The 1,259-nt window shown below is 43.1% G+C and carries 1 protein-coding gene; it reads left to right on the top strand.

Annotated features, from left to right (window positions below):
• Positions 1-21: 21 nt before the first annotated feature.
• Positions 22-1,226 (top strand): IS3 family transposase gene (locus R7Q38_RS23730; RefSeq protein ID WP_102949810.1). Its coding sequence is split into 2 segments (ribosomal slippage): positions 22-373 and positions 373-1,226, totalling 1,206 coding nucleotides; the frame shifts between segments, so codons are not numbered across the junction.
• The last annotated feature ends 33 nt before the right edge of the window (positions 1,227-1,259 follow it).

Here is a 1,259-nt window from a genome sequence, read left to right as displayed (position 1 = left end):
CCCCCAAAATTGGAGAGTGTTATGAAATCAACAACTAAAAGAACTCAGCGCGATTACTCCCTCGCTTTTAAACTCACTGTAGTTGATGAGGTTGAAAAAGGAAGCCTCACTTACAAACAAGCCCAAGAGAAGTATGGCATCCAAGGTTGCTCTACGGTTTTGGTTTGGCTTCGTAAGCATGGTCGCCTAGATTGGTCTAAAGGGACACCTAACTTTATGTCCAAAGGAGACTCTATGACCGAGTTCAATTCACCTCCTACACCAGAGCAACGTATTAAAGAGCTTGAAAAGCAGCTCGAAGATGCTCAACTCAAAGCCGACTTCTTTGAAGCTGTCGTGAACGTTATGGAACGTGACTATGGTGTTAGAGTGACAAAAAAGCACAAAGAAGCGTTGTCCAAGAGAAAACCATAGTAGGTTTGAGCGTTACGAAGTTTTGTCAGTTAGTACAAATCTCTCGCCAAGCTTATTATAAGCAATGCCAAACTCAATCTCGTTGTGAACATCATGAGCATACTGTCATTGGCTTTGTCCGTGAAGTCAGGCTGAAGCAGCCACGCATTGGCACGCGTAAACTGAAGTTCTTAGCAGCAACAAAGGGCATTCAAATAGGTCGCGATAAGCTCTTTGAACTTCTCAGAAAGCATCGGCTGTTAGTGAGAGCAAGACGAGCCTATCACCGAACGACTGACAGCCGTCATCGATTTTTCTGTCACCCAAACAAAGTGAAAGATGGGCTGACACCAACGAAGCCAGAACAACTGTGGGTTGCTGATATTACTTACTTGCCAACTCAAAATGGAGAGAGTTATCTCAGCTTGGTTACAGACGCTTATTCAAGGAAGATTGTTGGTTTTTATGTGGATGACAACATGAAAACTCAATCAGTTAAGCGGGCATTTATCTCAGCTCTCAGGCAACGGCAGAGTGAAGAAAAGCTAATACACCACTCAGATAGAGGCTCACAATACTGTTCGAAGGAATATCAAGATATCCATAAGAAACATAGAGTGACTTGCTCAATGACTGACGGGTATGACTGTTATCAGAATGCTTTAGCTGAGCGTGTAAATGGGATACTCAAAATGGAGCTCTTGCTGAAGAAACCGAAAGATCTGAAAGAAGCAAGGACGATGGTAGCAGAGTCCGTAGATATCTATAATCAAATGAGGCCTCATACGGCTTTAAAATACAAAACGCCCGATGAAGTACATCGAGCGTTTTAGTTAAAAAGTGTCAACCCATATCAGGACGGGTCA

It is taken from the genome of Vibrio sp. Vb0598 (assembly GCF_033338935.1).
In the GTDB taxonomy this organism is placed as follows: Bacteria; Pseudomonadota; Gammaproteobacteria; order Enterobacterales; family Vibrionaceae; genus Vibrio; species Vibrio alginolyticus.
This window is presented reverse-complemented; position numbering and strand designations above follow the sequence as displayed.